At 39.8% G+C, this 19,830-nt stretch carries 13 protein-coding genes; 1 reads left to right on the forward strand and 12 read right to left on the reverse strand.

What is annotated here, in order from left to right:
• Positions 1-6: 6 nt before the first annotated feature.
• From melB (DW125_RS02895) to DW125_RS02940, 10 genes are all read right to left on the reverse strand, one after another.
• Positions 7-1,425, reverse strand: coding sequence for a melibiose:sodium transporter MelB (gene melB / locus DW125_RS02895; RefSeq protein WP_021860076.1), 1,419 nt, complete (start codon positions 1,423-1,425; stop codon positions 7-9).
• A 172-nt stretch (positions 1,426-1,597) separates the two neighbouring features.
• A complete protein-coding gene (locus tag DW125_RS02900) occupies positions 1,598-2,530 on the reverse strand; it encodes an AraC family transcriptional regulator (protein ID WP_021860075.1) in 933 nt (310 codons plus the stop codon).
• A gap of 51 nt (positions 2,531-2,581) precedes the next feature.
• Positions 2,582-3,391 carry a helix-turn-helix transcriptional regulator gene (locus tag DW125_RS02905; RefSeq protein ID WP_117537057.1) on the reverse strand — a complete coding sequence of 270 codons (810 nt, stop codon included), beginning with the start codon at positions 3,389-3,391 and terminating at the stop codon, positions 2,582-2,584.
• A gap of 337 nt (positions 3,392-3,728) precedes the next feature.
• Positions 3,729-4,730, reverse strand: coding sequence for a galactose ABC transporter substrate-binding protein (locus DW125_RS02910; protein WP_117537058.1), 1,002 nt, complete (start codon positions 4,728-4,730; stop codon positions 3,729-3,731).
• A 9-nt stretch (positions 4,731-4,739) separates the two neighbouring features.
• Entirely contained in the window at positions 4,740-5,351 is a 612-nt protein-coding gene (locus tag DW125_RS02915; protein WP_117537059.1) for a hypothetical protein, read from the reverse strand.
• Positions 5,338-7,077 (reverse strand): cache domain-containing sensor histidine kinase, encoded by a 1,740-nt coding sequence (locus DW125_RS02920; protein WP_117537060.1) that lies wholly within the window; start codon positions 7,075-7,077, stop codon positions 5,338-5,340. Before DW125_RS02920 ends, DW125_RS02915 begins: the two co-directional genes overlap by 14 nt.
• Positions 7,067-8,665, reverse strand: a complete 1,599-nt coding sequence (locus DW125_RS02925; protein ID WP_117537061.1) for a response regulator — start codon at positions 8,663-8,665, stop codon at positions 7,067-7,069. Before DW125_RS02925 ends, DW125_RS02920 begins: the two co-directional genes overlap by 11 nt.
• Positions 8,666-8,787: 122 nt before the next feature.
• On the reverse strand, positions 8,788-10,176 hold the full coding sequence (melB, locus tag DW125_RS02930; RefSeq protein ID WP_117537062.1) for a melibiose:sodium transporter MelB: 1,389 nt from the start codon (positions 10,174-10,176) through the stop codon (positions 8,788-8,790).
• Between the two features lie 310 nt (positions 10,177-10,486).
• Positions 10,487-11,260 (reverse strand): sugar phosphate isomerase/epimerase family protein, encoded by a 774-nt coding sequence (locus tag DW125_RS02935; RefSeq protein WP_117537063.1) that lies wholly within the window; start codon positions 11,258-11,260, stop codon positions 10,487-10,489.
• 74 nt (positions 11,261-11,334) lie between these two features.
• Positions 11,335-12,504 (reverse strand): leucine-rich repeat protein, encoded by a 1,170-nt coding sequence (locus tag DW125_RS02940; RefSeq protein WP_021860066.1) that lies wholly within the window; start codon positions 12,502-12,504, stop codon positions 11,335-11,337.
• A 334-nt stretch (positions 12,505-12,838) separates the two neighbouring features.
• Here DW125_RS02940 and DW125_RS02945 point away from each other — a divergent pair, with 334 nt between their 5' ends.
• Complete coding sequence (locus tag DW125_RS02945) at positions 12,839-14,626, forward strand: aminopeptidase P family N-terminal domain-containing protein (RefSeq protein WP_117537064.1); 1,788 nt, start codon at positions 12,839-12,841, stop codon at positions 14,624-14,626.
• Between the two features lie 176 nt (positions 14,627-14,802).
• Here the strand turns inward: DW125_RS02945 and DW125_RS02950 are convergent, their stop codons facing one another.
• The gene (locus tag DW125_RS02950; protein WP_158549880.1) at positions 14,803-16,332 is read right to left on the reverse strand and encodes a fibronectin type III domain-containing protein; all 1,530 of its coding nucleotides are present in this window, start codon (positions 16,330-16,332) and stop codon (positions 14,803-14,805) included.
• A gap of 316 nt (positions 16,333-16,648) precedes the next feature.
• Positions 16,649-19,765: a CotH kinase family protein gene (locus DW125_RS02955; protein WP_117537066.1), complete on the reverse strand. Its 3,117-nt coding sequence runs from the start codon at positions 19,763-19,765 to the stop codon at positions 16,649-16,651.
• Between the last annotated feature and the right edge of the window lie 65 nt (positions 19,766-19,830).

Consider the following 19,830-nt stretch of genomic DNA (forward strand, 5'->3'; position numbering starts at 1 on the left):
TTTAAATTATGCATCCTGCTTTCTGGCATGCATTTCGTTTACTTTTCTTGTAACTTCTTCCATCTTCTCACCTTTTAAAATATAATATTTTTTGTAAATACCAAAACTAACAATTGCGAGAATAATCGGAATGATAATCATCAATACGCGGATTCCTAATACGGTTCCTGCACTTTGAGCTGTTGCTTTTGCATTGTATCCTACAATCTGAAGTCCGATTCCGGTTAATCCACCTGCAGCAGCTGTTGCTGCCTTCATAAGAAATGTCTGTGCAGAACAAGTTACACTTTCATTACGTACTCCGAATTTTACTTCTCCATAATCAATTACATCTGCCATACAGCAAGTTGTTACACCAAGTGAAAGTCCTGAACCAAAGAACAGCAGTGCACAGCAGATTACAACCAATACCTTGCTCTGCGGAGCAACATATCCTGCTATTCCAAGAAGGATGAAACCCGCAATCGGAAGTCCACATGCAAATGCATACACTTTTTCACGGCTGATCTTGCTGGCAATTTTCGGGAAAAATACAAGTCCGGCCATTTCAGCGATGATCGCAAATCCAAAAATAGAATACAAATATTCATCATGACAAACGCATTTGAAATAATAAACAGCAAAACTTTTTGCAATCTGTGTACAAAGATTAAATGTCAGAAGCAAACCTATAAAAGCAAGCAGCTGATCATTTTTCACAATTACGTGAAATGCCTGTTTCAAACTTGTTTTTTCTGCTGATGCACCAACTGTAGATTCTTCTTTTACATTGAATACTGTAATACCGATCGTAATGATAAATACGACTGCGATAATAATAGCAAATAAAGTGTATCCTTTTTCTGCATAAAGATTACTTTCTCCTGCGAGCTTATTCAGATGATTAATAATATAAAGACCAAATGTTGCTACTGAGAATCCTGCAAGACTTGCAAAAAATCTCGGAATGACAGATACTTTTTCACGTTCATGCGGATCATTGGTCAAGTTTGGAAGCCATGACCAATATGGAACATCCATAATGGTATAAGTCATTCCGTATAAAATATACATTACAGATACATATACATACAAGGCAGTTCCTGATAAATGAAAGCTATGGAACAGTAAAACAAATACAACAGAATTCACTAAAGTTCCGATCACCAGCCAGATTCTAAATTTACCAAACCGAGTATGTGTATTATCTACGATCATTCCCATCATCGGATCATTGATCGCATCCCAGATTCTTGCTACAAAAAACAGTACTCCGACGAATGCCGGTGCCAGATACAAAGTATCTGTAAAATAAAGCATTAAAAATGCTCCTACCAGATTACAGATGGCATCTTTTCCAATAGCTCCAATACCAAAACATAATTTTTCTCTCGTAGATGCGTATTTATACTGCGAATTTCTCTGATTTTCTTTTTGAGTCGCCATAATTCTCCTCCTCTAATATTCCTTTATTTATTTGTTATCTGAGTGAGGAATCTTGTGCACTTGTTCCTTTTTTCCATAATGCAAGTATAACGCGAAAAAAAAGACATCCGTTATACCATTTTGTTAAGAATAATATCCCAAATGTTAGGTATATGATGTCTTTCAGAACATTTTATCTATTACTTTCTTTGTTTTTCTCAATATCTTTTACATAAATCGTTTTATGTTTTTGATATTCTTCCAATTCATTTTGTGCAGAAATCAGTCTTGTTCTCGCCTTCTTACGGTTACTGTTTCGATATACACTTGGCGTCATTCCTATTTTCTGTTTGAATACTTTTCCAAATGCCAGCGAATTGCGATACCCACAGGAAACTGCAATGTCTTCAATCGACTGTTCCGTAAGTACGAGCTGTTCTTTTCCTCTTGAGATCCGAAATTCTGTCAGAAAATCTTTTGGCGAAATTCCAAGGCTGTTCATAAAAATTGTATATAAATAACTTCGGTTTAATGCCAGATATTCTGCTATATCTGCAACTGTGATACCTTGCGAATAAGAATTTTTAATATAATCAATCGCTTCCTGTACATGCATGCTTTCTTTTGTATTATCTGCATATTCTTTAATCTCAATGCCTCGTGCCAGCACCGAAAAAAACTGGTACAACTTTCCCTGGAGATAATACAGATTTTCTGCTGTTGACTGGGTATGACGAAGCATTTCAAAAACGATTTCTTTTAATTCATCTCCATATTCACATTCACAGGTCAGCTGTCGCCCGTTTAGTCCCAAATCCCGCACGAATCTGGAAGCTTCTGTCCCCCCAAATCCGACCCATAGATATGCCCACGGTTCTTCCTTGTCTGCCTGATAAAACGTCAGACTTTCCGGTTCAATTAAAAATGCCTGTCCTTCTGACAGATGATACTTGTTTTCCCCCACCTGATAGATGCCTTTCCCCTTCATTACATAATGTAATATATAATTAGGCCTGGAGGCCGGTCCATAGCTATGCAGAGGTTCACATTCTGCATAGCCACAAAAACTTAAATGAAAATCTTTAAATTTTGGTTTTAATAATTGCAATACATAAGAATCTTCCATAATAACGTCCTCTTTTTACAAACACAAAATAACTGGATGTTCTTTTCATTTTTACAAACTGATAACACCGGAATGTTCTCTCCATTTTTTCCGGTATTCGCTCGGTGACATCCGGTAACGCTCTTTGAATGCACGGTTAAACGTCCGCTGGCTTTCAAATCCGCTGTCCAGGCAGATTTCTATGATTGAATCCCGGGTATTTTCCAGTCGCGAACATGCATAGCGGATTCTCGCATCATTTACATACTGATTAAAATTGCTGTGAAATGTTCCCGAAAACACACGGGAAATCGCATATTTACTTACGCACAGATCCTGTGCCATCTTATCCAACGTTATATTTTCCCTGAAATGTCCGGAAATATATGCTACTGTCTGATAGATCAGATCATCACTTCCAACCTTGGATTTTTCATCCAGATCAAGAAGCGGTACACATCTTGCAAGCACGATCTGTAAATACGCTTGCAGAATCGTGAACTCCCTTTCCTGCGTCAGCATCATACGGTACAGCGCATGAATAACCTCTTCTCCCAGTTCGCTCCTTTTGATCACTGGCATGACAGGTGCATATTTCTGTAACTCTTCACCGAAGGATCCGATACTTCCTGCCGCTATATTTACAAGATAAATTTTATGTGCATCTGCGCCAAATACCTGATAATGGTGGATGATATCCGGAAATATAATTCCCATGTCTCCTGTTTCCAGATGATAAAGCTCCTGTCCGACACCCAGCTCCAGCGTTCCTTCCGTCACATAAACAAGCTCCAGCGTATTGTGAAGATGCGGCGCAACGTGACGTGCCCTCTTCTGCACTGCCTGGATATTCTGTTTTGTATTTTTATATTGTAAATGCATAATCTCTTGTCCGCCTCTTTTATTTTCTGCTTTGCTTTACTCTGTATCCAAGGTTATCACTTTGATATTTGAAATGCAATATTTGTCTACTTTTTTGTCCGATTTGGCAAGCATTATCTGTATTTTCATCTTATAATGACCATGTAATCAAGAGAAAGGAGTGAATCGATATGATGAAAAGAATTAAAAATTACTTGCACGAGGTTATGGATTTCTATGGTGCTAATTATTTATATCTCGCAGCAATGTACCGTCACTAAAAAAGGACCTGCGGACTGCATGGTCCTTTTTTCATGCTTATTTTTATACTTACTTTCAGCTTATAATCTTAAGCCTTTTATTCTCTGCAGCTCGTCCTCGTGATTGCATGAGGTGTGCTGTACCAGACTTTCTTATATTTTTTAGTATTCTCTTTTAAAATCGCCTTCATCAGCTGACAAATATGTCCAACCTGGTCTTCCATCTTGTTGTCAACCGTACCGTAGATCTCTCCTGTCATGATCTTCCGATTCATTTCCGGGCTATTGTTAATTCCAAGGATTACCGGCATCTGCGAATGATGTTTTTTATAATAATCGTAGACGCCCAGTGCCATATCATCATTGTTGCATATAACAGCTTCCGCGTTGTTAATTATTTCTTTATCCAGTTTTGCAAATTTTGTTGTCGCCAGTTCTCTCTTCCAGTCCGCTGACAGATTTGCTCTCTGATTCATAGGCATATCTTCGCTCGACTCAAGAAATCCATTTGTCCGGCGAATGGCATCAAAATGTGTTTCCTCTCCTTCTACAAGCACATAGTCCAATTTTCCGTTTTTGTTCCGGTCAATCTTTCCTTTCTGTTCCTCCCAGATTTTCTTTAACATTTCTCCCTGCATGGCTCCGGCTGCTTTTGCATCTGTTCCTACATACCAGACTTTTTTTACAATTTTCAGATCCTTATCATCTGCTTCACGGTTAAATAATATGACCGGAATGTCTGCATCTTCCGCATCATTGATCATGCTTGCCGCAGAAGACGGCTCTACCAGATTGACAAGAATTACATCATACTTCTGTGCATACATGCGCTGTAGCTGCTTTTCCTGCTTCCGGCTGCTTCCTTTTGCGTCGTAAATCTCGTAGGAAACTTTCTTTCCTTCTATTTTCATCTGTTCCATCTTATCCTGCAGATCCTTTATATAACTCTCCATAAAAGTATCATCCAGATCATACGCAGCAATTCCTACATGCACGTACCGGTCTTCCTTTTGCGGCATTTTCCATAGGATAGTAAGAATGACCAGGAACATGAAAAGTCCCACTAGTATCAGATTGTATTTATCCATTTTTGATTTCATTTTTGCTCCTTATCCGGCAAATAATGCATCATATTTACCGCTTTCCATCGTCTCTCTGTCAAGCTTTACCGGCTTCAGAGTGATCGTTTTCATCTTCATGCTTTCGTATCCGAGTTTATATGTATTTTCCAGCAGGATCTCCTTTTTCTTCCCGTTTTTTACCTGCTCCAGAACCGATGTCTTTACCGGAAGCCGGTACGCTTTTTCTTTACTCTCTGCAAAGGAAGCGTAATACTTAAATTCTTTTTGCATTCTATCTGTCACAGCAAGAACATCCTTATAAACATAGCCATCTGCTTGTTTCTCCAGATAGTTTTCCGGATAGACAAGCACGACACCTTTTGAATTATTTTTCTTTTCTTCTTTTATCAGCTTTTTCAGTTCTTCTGCTGACATCTGTTCTTTGTACCAGACATCTAATTTCACCTGATGATCGTATGCATAATCGCGGATTCCATCCTGTAATGCCGACAGATCTTCCGGTTCATTTTTGGGAAAAACAACTGTCATTCTGCTTCTTTTTTCTATTTTGCTGTGCTTCGTCATAAGCCCGGTTGATACCAGTGCGATAAGCAGAAGCAGCAGTATCAGAACTGCATGTTTTTTTCTACTCTGTCTCATCCGTTTCCTCCATCTTCGGAATTGTAATTGTCGCAGTTGTTCCTTCGTCCAGCTCACTCGTGATCGTGATTCCATATTCCTCACCATAGATCAGCTGGATCCGCTCATTTACATTCCGCACACCGATTCCGGATCCACGCTTGCTGGATACCACTTTATTGTGCATAATATAATCTATTTTTTCCTGCGTCATTCCAAGACCATTGTCTGCTACATCTATTCCTATATTTCCGTCCTTGTCATAAATGTGGATCTCAATCTCGCCGTCCTCATACATGCCTTCCATTCCGTGATAGATTGCATTTTCCAGAAGTGGCTGTATCGATAACTTCGGACAAAGGTATTTCAATAACGCCGGATCTGCTTTTACTTTAAATTCAAATTTATCCTTGAAGCGGATATTCTGGATTGCGAGATAGCTGGTCGCATGCTCCAATTCCTTTTCCAGAGGGATCATATCTTTTCCCTGGCTTAAGGAAGTCCGGAAAAATTTTGCAAGCAATGAAACCATCTCGCCGGCGCCTTCATATTCTTCACTGCGGATCATCCAGATGATCGAATCTAATGTATTATATAAGAAATGCGGGTTGATCTGGGACTGCAGAAGCTTCTTCTCCATCTTCTGCTTCTCTCTTTCATTCTCACGGATTTCTTCCATCTGCTTCTGTAATTTATCTGCCATAATATTGAAATGTGCACTTAAATTTTTCAGCTCACCGATTCCTTCTTCTTCTGCTTTTACTTCATAATTTCCTTTTCCAAATTCCTGCATCGTCCGAAGCAGACGGTAAACCGGATTCGTAAAACTGCGAAAAAGCAGAATATCAAGGAAGATCAGAATCACACCAACGAGCAAAAGTGTAAACCATGCCACGGAATAGAGATTCCGGTTTTCCAGATCCAGACTGGACATGGAACTTACAAGCACAACATTCCAGCCGGTATAACCGATCTGCTGCCGCATGAGCATCCATCTTTCTCCGTCTGCCCTGTATATTTTGTAATTTTTACTCGCAAGTGCCACCTTTATCGTCTTCTCCTCATAAAGGCCGGAAACAATCTGTTTTTCAAATGGGTGATATAATAATTGGTTATCTGCATCTAAAAGATAACAATATGCGGACTTCTGATTTTTATAATGCTGCAAAACAGAATCCATCGAATCCGTATAATAATCCAGCAGAAGAACTCCTGATTTCATACTTCCATGATCGATATATTCTACATAGCGGCTGATTTCGTAAATATAGCAGGACTCTCCATTCAGCAGTAATTTCTTCTGTCCATAATTTATCGTCTCTATGTTTTCTTTCGCCTGACGGAACCATGTCGTTTCGCGAATCTCTTCTTTCTGCATATTTTCCAGATTCTCAGAATGCCATAAATCTCTGCCGTTCGCATCATACAATGCTGCCGCATAAATCGTGTCTGTTTCCCGGTTGATACGCTGCTGCATTTCTTCGCTGAACAATCTGCCACTCACATCATATTCCTTGATCTCCTGATAATATATAGAATTTGTCAGATCATTCATGTTGTCAATTTCTTTTTCCAGGCTCTGTGCCAGTGCATTTTTTTGTTTTCCTGTTTTCTCAATCGCATCTTTCTGAAAATATGTAGAAAAATAATAGGAAAATAACAGCATGCAACTAATAATACAAACTGCAATAGATGCCGACATCACAACCGGAAATACAAGTCGGATGCTTATTTTTCTATTTTTCATGTTCCGCTCCTTCCAGTTTCCTGTACTTCACCGGTGACATACCGCAGTTTTTCTTAAATACATAGCTGAAATAATTCGGCTCCGGATAACCTACCATTGCACCGATCGCATGGCTCTTATAATCCGTCTGCAAAAGCAGTTTCTTCGCTTCGTCCATTCTGCGACTGATCAAATAATTCAAAAATGTGCCGCCCGTCTCCTGCTTAAATATTTTTGAAAAATAGGATGTGCTGACATGCAATTCGTCGCATACGGATTCTACGCTGAGATCCGGATTCTGGAAATTCTCTTCTACAATCTTTCTCGCATTTTCCGCCAGAATTACATTATTATCTATCTGCTTTTTCTGAATCAGCGAACGGATGAGCTGACAGTAATTCATCAGCCAGTGCTCCAGTTCTTCTCCTGTACTTAAGGAAAGGATCTTCACTGCCATCTTCTTGGAACCGGCAAATTCTGTATCGGATGTGATTTGATATTTCTTATAAAATCTTGCAAATGAAAAGGATATCTCCAGAATGACAATCTGATATTCATTCAGGTTATAATGCCCCTTATGCAGCCATGCAAGTAATTCTTCCACCTGATTTTTCAGTTCTTCTTCCGAACAGTGTGTAATGCTTTTTCCAATCATTTCTACCTGTGTGTTCCAGTCATCTTCCACTTCCTGAAGAGGCATAATATCATTGTAATAAGTATAACTTTCTTCCGGAAGGACGAGGTTATAATCCAGCGCCTCCACCGCCTGTTCGTATAACACCGGCATGTCTTTCAAGCGTTCTGCATTTCCACTGATCCCACAGGAAATCCTGCTGCCAAAAATACGCTCGATCAGCACAGCCGTCTCGTCGATCGTCCGGGTGATTTTCCCGATATCGTGTTTTTTGTTACTGCCAAGGATAAATATTTCTTTATCACTCATACCAAATTCATACACATTTGCAATCTTTTCCAGCGCTTCCTTTAATGTCTCTTTGATCGACAGTTCACTTAAGATATCCTTTTCCTCGCCTTTTTGCACTTTGACTGCTACTACTGAATAAACAAAATCTGAAAAATCAAGCTTTAAACTTTTGATCTGTTGTTCCCGCTCTTCTACATCCATTGGCTCGGTAACAAGACGGGTGAAAAACTGCTGCCTTAAAAGTGGGAGACTCTCTGCATAGGCATGTTCCAGCCGGGCGCGGTTTATTTTCTCATCGTATTCCCTGTCCAGTTCTTCATGCATATCTGTCAGAAGCTTTCGCATCTCATCATAGTTGATCGGCTTCATAATATATTCCGACACGCCATAGCTAATTGCAAGGCGGGCATATTCAAAATCATCCCATCCGGAAAATAGAATGATCTTCGTATTCATGTAATTTTCATGTATGTTCTTCGCCAGTTCCAGACCATCCATAAACGGCATCTTGATATCACTGATCACCAGATCCGGGTGATATTCTTCCATGAGTTCCAGCGCTTCTTTTCCGTTCTGTGCCGTTCCCGCAACTGAAAATCCAAGTCCCTCCCAGTCAATACCTCTTTCCATTCCATGAAGGATCTGCTGTTCATCATCTGCTAAAATAATTTGAAATGTCCTCATTGTCACACTCCTCATATTCATCTTATATAACCAATGGCTTTTCCTCATATTATAACACAAGACAAGCCGATTTTATCCCTCTAAAATCGACTTGTCTTATTTGTTCACTATGATTATTTTATCTATTCTTCAACCGCAGAACCAGTGATCTTTGCTACGACTTTTTTCATAAATTCATCACTTAATTTGTATTTACTCTTAAATACAACATATGCAAGAATAACTCCAATAGTCGGTACAACACACATTAAAATACGGATGGAATTCTGTGTTGCAAATGACTGAACAGCATTCGGAACATATCCTGTAAGCTCCAGAACAAATCCAATTGCCAGTGATGTAAATGCAGCCGTCAGCTTAACGATCAATGTCTGCAGGGAGAATACAACTCCTTCATTTCTGTTTCCGAGCACATACTCGCCATAATCTACGACGTCAGCAAGGAATACAGTTGCACATCCAAGTTCCAGACCAGTTCCTGTCTTAACGATCACACCTGCAATTGCAGTCAGTGGAATATTTGTCGGGCATACAAAGCCAACAACTAACAGAAGAATTAATCCGATCGGCGGAAGTACACATGCCATTAAGAATGCTTTCTTTCTGGATAAAATTTTTGTAACTTTCGGGAAGATCAGAAGACCTACTACCTCGGCAACAGATGCACTGATCATAAATGCAGATAACATTCCTGCATCGTTACATACATAACTGAAATAGTATGTTGCAACTCCCATGATAGCCTGAATTGCTACGTTATATAAGAGAATCAGGAGAACTGCCCATCTTAACTGGTCATTTTTCTTAATGACTGTGAAAATATCTTTGAATTTCATCTTATCTTTCTTATCGACATTATGCTGGATCTTTGGAAGATTCAGTACACATACTGCCATTGTAAAGATAAATGTTGCTGCAATGATTAATGCAAATCTGTGGTATCCTGTGTAATCTCCACCAAGGCCTTTGATGATCTGTACACCAAATCCTGCAATGATCAGTGACTGACCGATACTTGCGAAAATACGTGGTAATACGGATACTTTCTCACGTTCCTGCGGATCAGAAGTCAGGTTCGGAATAACTGACCAGTATGGAATATCCATGATTGTATAAGTCATTCCCCACAGAACGTAAATAACGGATGCGAATACGCAAAGGCTTACACCTGATAAATGGAAGTCTGTAAATACGATTACAAATACGAATGCATTGATCAGAGTTCCGATTACAAGCCACGGTACGAATTTACCGAAACGGCTTCTTGTGTTATCAACGATCATTCCCATGAATAAGTCGTTAAACGCATCCCAGATCTTTGCTACAAAAAACATAGTTCCGATGAATGCCGGTGCTACTTTAATAATATCTGTAAAATAGATCATGGAAAATGTTGCGATCATTCCATAAATCAAATCCTTACCCAATGCCCCAAACGCAAAGGAGTATTTTACTCTTCCAGGAATCTTACCCTGGTAAACTACACTACTTTTACTGTTGTTGTTCTCCATTCCCTTTATCTCCTTCTTGTGCTTTTCTTTACATGCACTTATCTTTAATGTGACTAAAGTTTAACATTCGAAAGGAAATATGAACATTTGATATTCTACTCAAAAAATATGAATTTCTATTTTTCCTCGTTCTTGCCACATGAAACCCGGCATACTGCAATGCTTTCAAGCAAGTGGGAAAACGGTCTGTTTTCCGCAAACTTATATCTACGGCACAAAGTCTTTATTGAATTATGGCAATCGAAAGGGGATGTGAAAAAACTCGATTGAGTTTTTTCACATCCCCCTTTTTAAAAATCGATAAATATTTTTACATACATGAGAGTTTTTCCCAGGATTGCAAAATCCACTCTTTCTTCGCACATTCGATTGTATATGTCAGCTCTTTCTGGCAGCCGGTTTCTCTGCGCCTTTTTTCTTCCTGCATAAATATCTCCTGAATTTTCTCCCACTTCAGATTACCGTCTCCGAGTGCAAGATGCGCATCTCTATCACCATGATTATCATGTACATGGATGTGCGTAAGATAAGGATTTAATCCCTGTGCCCATTCTTCTACCGGCTGGGCTGAATAGCAGTTAGCATGTCCGATATCCAGACACAAGCCAAAATTATCTGCCTCTACCTGATCTGCAACCGCTTTTAACGACTCCCATTTTGGATCTAATACATTTTCCAATGCAACTTCTATGTCTGAACGTCCTTCCAGAAACTGGTTCATAAATTCTGCAACACGCTCTGCCCATCCTTCCAGAAAATAAACCTGTGGATAATAACAACTATGATATATAATCTTTTCTACTCCCAGTTCTCTTGCTGCTTCATAGGACTGATCGAAGCGAAGTCTTGTCACCTGACGGATCTGGCTGTCATACGCCGCCGGATTCAGATCCAGAAACGGACCATGCAGCGTAAGATGTGCGGCTCCCATTACGTGAAGCCTCTCTTTATATTCCGGCAAATGTTCTTCCCAGTGATCCAGAACATCTGCAATGGAAAAATCGATACTCTCCACGCCCATTCCTGTCTGTTCTATTATTTCTTGCATCTCATTATCTGCGATCAGGTGACTTGCGTATATCATAGTTAATCCTTTCTTCTGTTATATTTTTTTGAAAAGTCCCTGCTATTATGATCCCGGCTGATTATTTCGCAGTGTTATTTTACTCTCACAGTTTTCACTTCACTCCATCTGGAATGATATTTTTTCCCTTTGACTGTTTTATAAGTACAGGCTTTCACATAATATTTTCTGCCTTTTTTTAATCCGGTAATTTTCTTTTTTGTTGTCTTATTACTCGGTATCACCAGTTTCTTCTCCGTGCCTTTTGCGAAATTCTTATTTGTGCTATATGCAATCTCATACCCTGTTGTCTGTATACTTTGTTTCTGCACTTTCACTGTAAATGCTTTCTTTCCGGCAGATATTTTCACAATCTTTGTACCTTGCGGCTTAATGATAAAGGACAGTTTCTTCGTGAATCTGTACTTATTATATCCATTCACTTTTACCGTATAAGTACCAACATACTGTCTTCCTGCAGAATATTTTAATTTATAGTCGCTGTCTTTCTCAAGTACTTTTCTCTTTCTGTCTTTTACGATAACTTCCGGTGTAATCTTTTTACCGGTATACACATAATTTTTCTTTTGTAAATATATGGATTTTATAAACGGAATTTTCTGATCTCCTGCACTGTCTACGTAATCTCCACAACCACTGCAATAAATTTCATAACTACATTTTCCATCCTTTTTCAGTGTAGCCATTACAATATCATCCGCAACATAAACTCTTCCCATATACATATGATCGCAAATGACATCCTGTATTACGTCCGGATCAAAAGCTTCTTCATCCACACCCGTAGAAGACATGATGGTTACAAAATCCAGTTTCGGGCAGTTTTTAAATGCATATTTTTCAATTATTCTTACAGATGATGGAATCCATACCCGACTTAAATTTGGCAAATTTTCAAAAGCTCTTGCTCCAATCTTTGTTATATTATCCTTTCCTTTCACTGATTTGATTTCCACTTTCTCAATCTGATCCGCAATTCCATTCCACGGTCTGTCTTCCGGATTTTTATAATCTGGAATCTCTCCTTTCCCGGAAATCACAAGCGCAGTCTCCACCTGTTCCTTTTCATCGACTACATCCTTTTGTTCTTCCAAATACCATTTTAATGTTCCAACTTCTCCACTTATTTTGTCTGATGCATATGCAACCATCCCCAATTTTCCTGACATGAATATCAATACAAGGAACAATGTTGCAGAAAGTATAACTGTAGTTACATGTTGTTTCCAATGTTTCTTTTTCATACGCGTCTCCTTTCTGTTGATTGCTTCTACTCCCCTAGTATATTATCTACAATAAGTATAAAGGATATCTCTCATTCATACAACTATCCAAAGGTCATAAAAACCTCCAGAGTAATATTTCTTACCTTTGCATAGCTTAATGTGTAATCTTCATTTTTGAAAAGATCCTTACCATTTATACAAGCATTAGATATGTAGCGGATGGAATTTTTTATATAACTTAACGCGATCACAAAAATTTGACAATATTCTTCCTGTTCATTTATTAACGATTGTGCTACAATCTTTGTTTGGAAGGTATTTCTATATAAGAAAAATGAAGGAGGTTTTTATTATGACAATACCAGAAAGAATCTCCGCTCTTCGTAAATTAATGGAAGAACGTGGTTACGACGTTTACATGATTCCAACCGATGATTTTCACCAGAGCGAATATGTGGGCGATCATTTTAAAGTAAGGGAATACATGACAGGTTTCACTGGCTCTGCCGGAACTGCCATTTTCACAAAAGATCAGGCTGGTCTGTGGACTGACGGAAGATATTTCCTGCAGGCTGAGCAGCAGTTAGACGGCACAGGTGTGAAGCTTTATAAAATGGGCGAGCCTGGTGTACCGACAGAAGAAGAATTTATCGCTTCGGTACTTCCGGAGAATGGAACACTTGGCTTCGACGGACGTGTTATCGCTATCGAAGAAGGTACTGCACTAGAAGCAGCCGTTGCAGCTAAAAATGGTAAGATCAACTATTCTGAAGATCTGGTAGATAAGGTGTGGACAGACCGTCCGGCACTTTCTGAAAAACCGGCATTTGCTCTTGGCGAAGAATACACCGGTGAGAGCACAGAAAGCAAACTTGCTCGTGTTCGCAAGGCTATGAAAAAAGCCGGCGCTGATGTGCATATCATCGCAGCTCTTGATGATGTATGCTGGATCACAAACCTGCGTGGAGATGACGTAGATTTCTTCCCGCTGCTTCTTTCTTATGCCATTGTAACAATGGATGAGATGAAGCTTTACATTGACGAGCGCAAGCTGAATGATGATATGAAAGCGGCTCTTGCAAAGAATAACATTACACTGCATCCGTACAATGCAATTTATGAGGATATCAAGAACTTAAGCGCTGATTCTACTGTTCTTGTTGATCCAAACAGATTAAACTATGCATTGTTCAACAACATTCCGGACGGAGCAAAAGTTGTACAGCAGGTAAATCCGACAATTGCTATGAAAGCAAAGAAAAATGATGTCGAGATCAAAAATATCATTAATGCACATAAAAAAGATGCCGTAGCCATGACGAAGTTCATGTACTGGCTGAAAACTAACATTGGTAAGATTGAAATCACAGAGTTAAGCGCTGCTGCCAAACTGGAAACTTTCCGTAAAGAGCAGGAAGGTTATCTGTGGCAGAGTTTTGAGCCGATCTGCGCATCCGGCGAACATGGTGCGATCGTGCATTATGAGCCGACTCAGGAAACAGATATCCCGCTTACTGAGAACGGATTATTCCTGACAGATACAGGTGGCGGATATTTAGAAGGATCTACAGATATCAGCCGTACTTTCGCATTTGGTGAACTGACACAACGTATGAAAGAAGATTTTACAACTGTTCTTCAGTGTAACTTCAATCTGGCACATGCCGTATTCCTGGAAGGAACAACCGGTTACAATCTGGATGTTCTGGCAAGAATGCCTGCTTGGAGACGTGGTATCAACTTCAACCACGGAACCGGACATGATGTCGGATACCTAATGAACATCCACGAAGCATCCTGCGGATTCCGCTGTGCAATCCGTGAAAAAGAGCATGCACCTCTGATGGCAGGTCTTGTAATCACAGACGAGCCGGGTATTTACATTGAAGGAAGCCACGGTGTCCGTACTGAAAATGAACTGCTTGTAAGAGAAGGCGAGAAGAACGAATATGGTCAATTCTTATATTTTGAACCAATCACTTACGTTCCAATCGATCTGGATGCCATCATCCCTGAGATGCTGACAGATCAGGAAAGAGAACAGCTCAATGACTACCATAAGAAAGTTTATGAGATTGTTGCTCCGCACCTGAACGACGATGAGCGTGAATGGCTGAAAGAGTACACAAGAGCCATCTAACGTAATAAGACCTTGAGCCACTATGGCTTAATCTAACTAATAGCAACACGCATAAATGCTGCCTCACAATGATATGTTCCCAATTTTCTGAATATATCATAACGAGACAGCATTTTTTATGATAGTGCCTGAGCAGGAAGTTATCCACCGCTGGCATCACTCTTTCAATATTCCAACTATTTCACAACCGCTTTCTTAATTTTTGACCATGCAGAATAGTATTTTGCATTTCCGGCTTTTTTATATGTACGGATACGCACATAATATTTCTTCTTTGATTTCAGATTACCAAGTGATGCGCTTGTTATCTTGTTCTTTGAAATCGTTTTCGTCTTGATGCTCTTCTTAAACTTCGCATCCGTTGTATACTGGATCTGATAACCGGTCGTCTCCTTCGTCTGCTTTGCCCATTTTACAGTCAGCTTTTTCTTTGTTGCATTTAAAGATTTCACAGATGTTCCTTTTGGAATGATCGTAAATGTTTTTGTAAAACTTCCGCTGTATGGTTTCCTGAACGTAATCTTCACCTTGTAGTTTCCGACTTTCTTACATCCGGATGGATAAGATACGCTATAATAAGAATTTGCAATCTTCTTACCGTTCTTATCTTTTGCAATTACAGATGGTTTCTTTACTTTTCCATCATAAGTATAGGATGCTTTTGCAAGACTGACTTTTCCAACTTTTTTCTCTGTCTCCGGAAGCTTCTCCCATTTTGCATACAATGTGAGATTCCGGTACATGTTCTTATCTTCGATCAGACCGTCCCGCTCAAACTCGGACTCCTCATCATTCCAGGCAGACCATGCTCTCCAATATATGTATTTATAATTATTTCCGCTTCCATCTTTCTTAGAATTCCATCCGATAAATTTATATCCTGCTCTTTCAGGAATATATGGAAAGATTGCCATACTTGTTCCGCTGTCGGCGCCGCCAAGGTAATTACATTTCTTTACTTTCTCCCCATCGAGAGTTCCGCCATTGGCGTCGAAATTAAGTATATAGGATTCCTCATCCAGCGGTTCTGTACTCTTATATAAAGCAGTAATATTAACGGCATCCGAATCCTTAAATACCGATTTGTCTACAGAAGAAATCACTTCTCCATTATAGTCCCAGCCGACAAAATTACATTCTTTTCTCTCCGGTTGAAATTCTGACAGATCAAGCGTACTGAACTGATCAGCGTCATAAGTAAGTCGCAGTTTCTTTTTTCCTTGTAACGTACCTGCAAAACCATCCAGTGTAATATAATAGGTTCCGGTGTCTTTAAGCTCCTGATCTGAGAACTTCGCCACAAGCGTATATCCGTTCTCATATTCTTCATCACCACTAATGTCCCCTGACTTCGTAAACTTATCTATACTTATATTTTTTACAAGCTCCGATCCGTCACTTTCTCTCCAGCCTTCAAAGACGTTCTTTCCGTTAAATGCTGTAATTCCTTTTGTAAGCTCCGTGATGTCTACGGTTGTTTCTCCCGGATCAACATTAAACCGGATGAGTTTTTCGTATTCTCCGTCAATATCTGCATCCCAGTCATCCCACGGAACTGACAAAACCAGTGAATATTTCCCATTTTCACTAATCTCCATGGCGTTTGCTTTTATACTGAAAAAGCAAATTGCCAGCAGACTGACCGCAAACATTGTAAACACATATCCTACTTTCTCACATTCATAGTATGCCTCCTTTCGTGTCATTTCCCTGTTGTTATAAATAAAATGTAGAACATAGAATGTGCCTTGGCACATTCTGGCGCCTGCGGCGTTGCTGAGCGCCTGTGACGCTCGTTTAGCAACGACCGCAGTGGAACGTAGACCGCTTGCGACATCATCATTGTACGCCGCAGTGCGCATCCTGCCGAAAGCTTTTTTATATAATGGGATATCCCATTATATAAAAATAAGATGCCGGGATGTTCCGTGCCTTACACTTTCACACCACCAACATCTTATCTATATGCATAGTATCATATAAATAGACTATCTACAACGTAGTTTCCATCTTAGTCACATTTTATTTCACAACAGTCACATTTTTCGCTCCTGCTTTTTTCAGGCGCTTCTGATAGGTTTTCTGATCTGCTTTTTTCGCTTTCAGCTTCATTTTGGAATCCGTTTTGGCAAATGCCTGTTTCCCGAATTTTGCTTTTCCGGCTTTAAACTGTACAGTTTTCAGATTCTTACAACCATAAAAAGCTTTATCTCCAACCCACTTCACATTTGCACCAAATACAACGGATTTCAGTTTTTTGTTGGATTTAAATGCTTTTGATGCTACTGCTGTAACTGTGTATTTTTTCTTTGCGATCTTGATCGCTGACGGAATCTTAAGGCTTGTTTTCTTCGCATTTGAAATTCCGATTGCTTTCACAGTTCCGCCTTTTACAGTAACGCTGCTGACTTTGTATGCGATTCCTCCGGATACCACTTTCATTCCCGGCTTCACCTGTTTCTGAGTAGCAGTTCCAACCTTCACTTTACAAACCCGGATAACCGTTCCGCTCTCCTGTATAGTAGAAACAACTGTAATCTGTGCCTCACCGTCCCTAACACCTTTTACGATACATTTATTTCCAAATGTTTCCAGCTCTACTGCCGGATCGTCACAATAATATTCTACGTCAAAGCTCTCTGTAATATCATCCGGATATGGAATTGCATTTAATACCGTATATCCACCTTTTTTCATTTTCACATCCGTTTTGTTCAAATCAAATCCGTTACAATATATCTCATCATCAACCGGCTCTATAATATGTACTTTACAGCTTGCTTTTACTTTACCGTTTTTTGTAGATGCTGTAACTACCGTATCTCCAACACCAAGAATCTGTATCTCGCCATCCCCGGAAATCTTACCGACTTTTGAATTAGAGCACTTCCATACAAGCTCCTCGTTCTCACCGTTTCCTCCGATTACATAATATGGAATAGAGAATGTATCTGTCTCATCATCATCTGTATGATCTGAATCTGTCTGTTGATACGTTTGTGTGATCTTATCATAGCCAAGTATAATCTTAGAGACTGGTTTTATTCTATCAGCACGTGTCCATTTGGCTGTGATTGTCATATCATTGTAAATTTCCATTTTCTTATCTACGCGGTACGTCTCTCCGTCGTCGTTTGCGTACCAGCCACTGAAAACGTAGCCTTTCTTTGTTCCCGTTTTAGGAAACTCAGCACTGTCTCCATCTGCTACATTCTGTATGGAAAGAACTTTTTTACCATCCATGAATTTTACCTGGTGGTATTTTGTCTGTAAGGTATTTATATTTTCATTCACCCATTTGATACGCGCCTGAATCCAGCCTTTAAGCTGATCCACACTCTGCTGGAAAGTTTTATCTTTTTCGTCTACATCATAGTTGTCGCCATACTGATAAGCATTATATTTCATAGAATTGCGGATTTTTTCTGCATACTGATCGATCTGACCGCCGTCTTTGCTGGCTTCTTCCATCACTTTTCGGATCTCTGTCCAACGCGCGATCATTTTATCAGCAAAATCTTTATCCCTAAATAACCGTCCAAACCAGACATTCTCCTTCATTGCCCAGCCTTCACAGTTATATTCATTGTATTCATTATTTCCCCACGCTACATAATCGAAATCCCAGAGCGGTCCCCAGAATAATTTGCCATTCCGTGGTTTGTATAAATAAGTACTTGTACTGCCAAACGCATCACCGTTCATACTGAATTCCTGCATCCAGTAATAATCAATCGCTGCAGCGACATCCATATATTCTGCGTAAGATTTTCCGTCCTTTTTGAAATCTTTTCCATATATCGCATCTTCTGTATCCTGCACATATTTAGAAATATAATTATACTGCGCTTCATTTTCATAATCTTCGAAAGAAGGTCTTTCGATCAGATAATCTGTGCCTTGTTTTGTATGAATAATCTTTCCATCTTCATCTTTGTATGGAGACATTGAAAGCAGATATCCGCCTGTGATCGTCGGCTCATCTGTTGCAGCTTTGGATTCGTCATCTGCCTCCAGATCATCGATATCTACACGGGAGTTTCCGACGCGTACCTGTTCAGAGAGCAGATAACTTCCATAATATTGTCCATTCATGACAACATCAACATATACACACTCCGGTGTGTAAGCCATGCCAAGTTTTTTGCCCATCCAGTATGTAATCTTATTACGGATATGGCTCGGATCATAATAATCAGCTAACAGAACCCAGTGCTTGTTTTTACCCATATTAAACAGATTTGCTTTTTTATCCAGCTTGATCTTGTATGGATTCTTCCCGGTGCCCCATGTGGAATTTCCACGTCCGCGGATATATTCCATTGAATAGGTTTCAGTCTTCAGATTGTTCGTCTTTCCTTTATCGTTGGCATATTCGCAGGTGTATCCATTCGGGATCTCCACCTTCATATCACCGTAGCACTCTGTATCATGCTGCTGGTCGCCATTCATCGAATCAATGCTTCCTTTTGTCTCATCGATATTAAAATATATGGTCGGGACCGTACTTTTCGTAAATGTAATCGCACGCAGTGCCATTCCGGTTGTTGTCTCATTTTCACCCGGAACAATCTTAAACGATACTTTATGCTTTCCGGTAATTTTCTGCTCGGATACACTTGTTGTCTCGATTTTGGTGTACCATTTTTTTGCACGTTTCTGCTCTGCAGGTCTTACTTCTGCAAATGGAGTTGTGTTGTCATCCAGATAAAATTCCAGTTTTGCTTTTGTTCCTTTTACTGACAATGCATCAACATCCACTCTTCCGATCGTTCCGCCAGAGAAATCAAATTCATCCGCAAATGTAAATGTGTTGTCTGCCACATCCGTCGAATTGCCGGACACAAGAAGTCCTTCTGCTGCCCTGCTGTACGCGGCTTTTACCTGTTCCGGATTAGACAAAGTAATCTTCTGCTCATTGTAAAGACCTGAAATATTCTGTATGTCAAATGCATCTTTCGATTCTGTATCCGCATCAGACACTGTGCCATCTGCCGCATCATTACCCGCGTTACTCTCTATGCCTTTTTCATTCTGTCCTGCCTGTGCTGCCACCGGAAGCTCCGTCATAGTCGCGCACAATGCTGCTGCCATTGTTGCTGCCATAAGCCTCTTCACGAATGCGTTGCTCTTTTTCATCGCTTCTCCTCCTCGCTCTTTGTTCGGGATTGTATTTTCATTTACGAACTTAGAATACTGTATCA

It is taken from the genome of Dorea sp. AM10-31 (assembly GCF_003435815.1).
GTDB classification, from domain to species: domain Bacteria; phylum Bacillota; class Clostridia; order Lachnospirales; family Lachnospiraceae; genus Dorea_D; species Dorea_D hominis.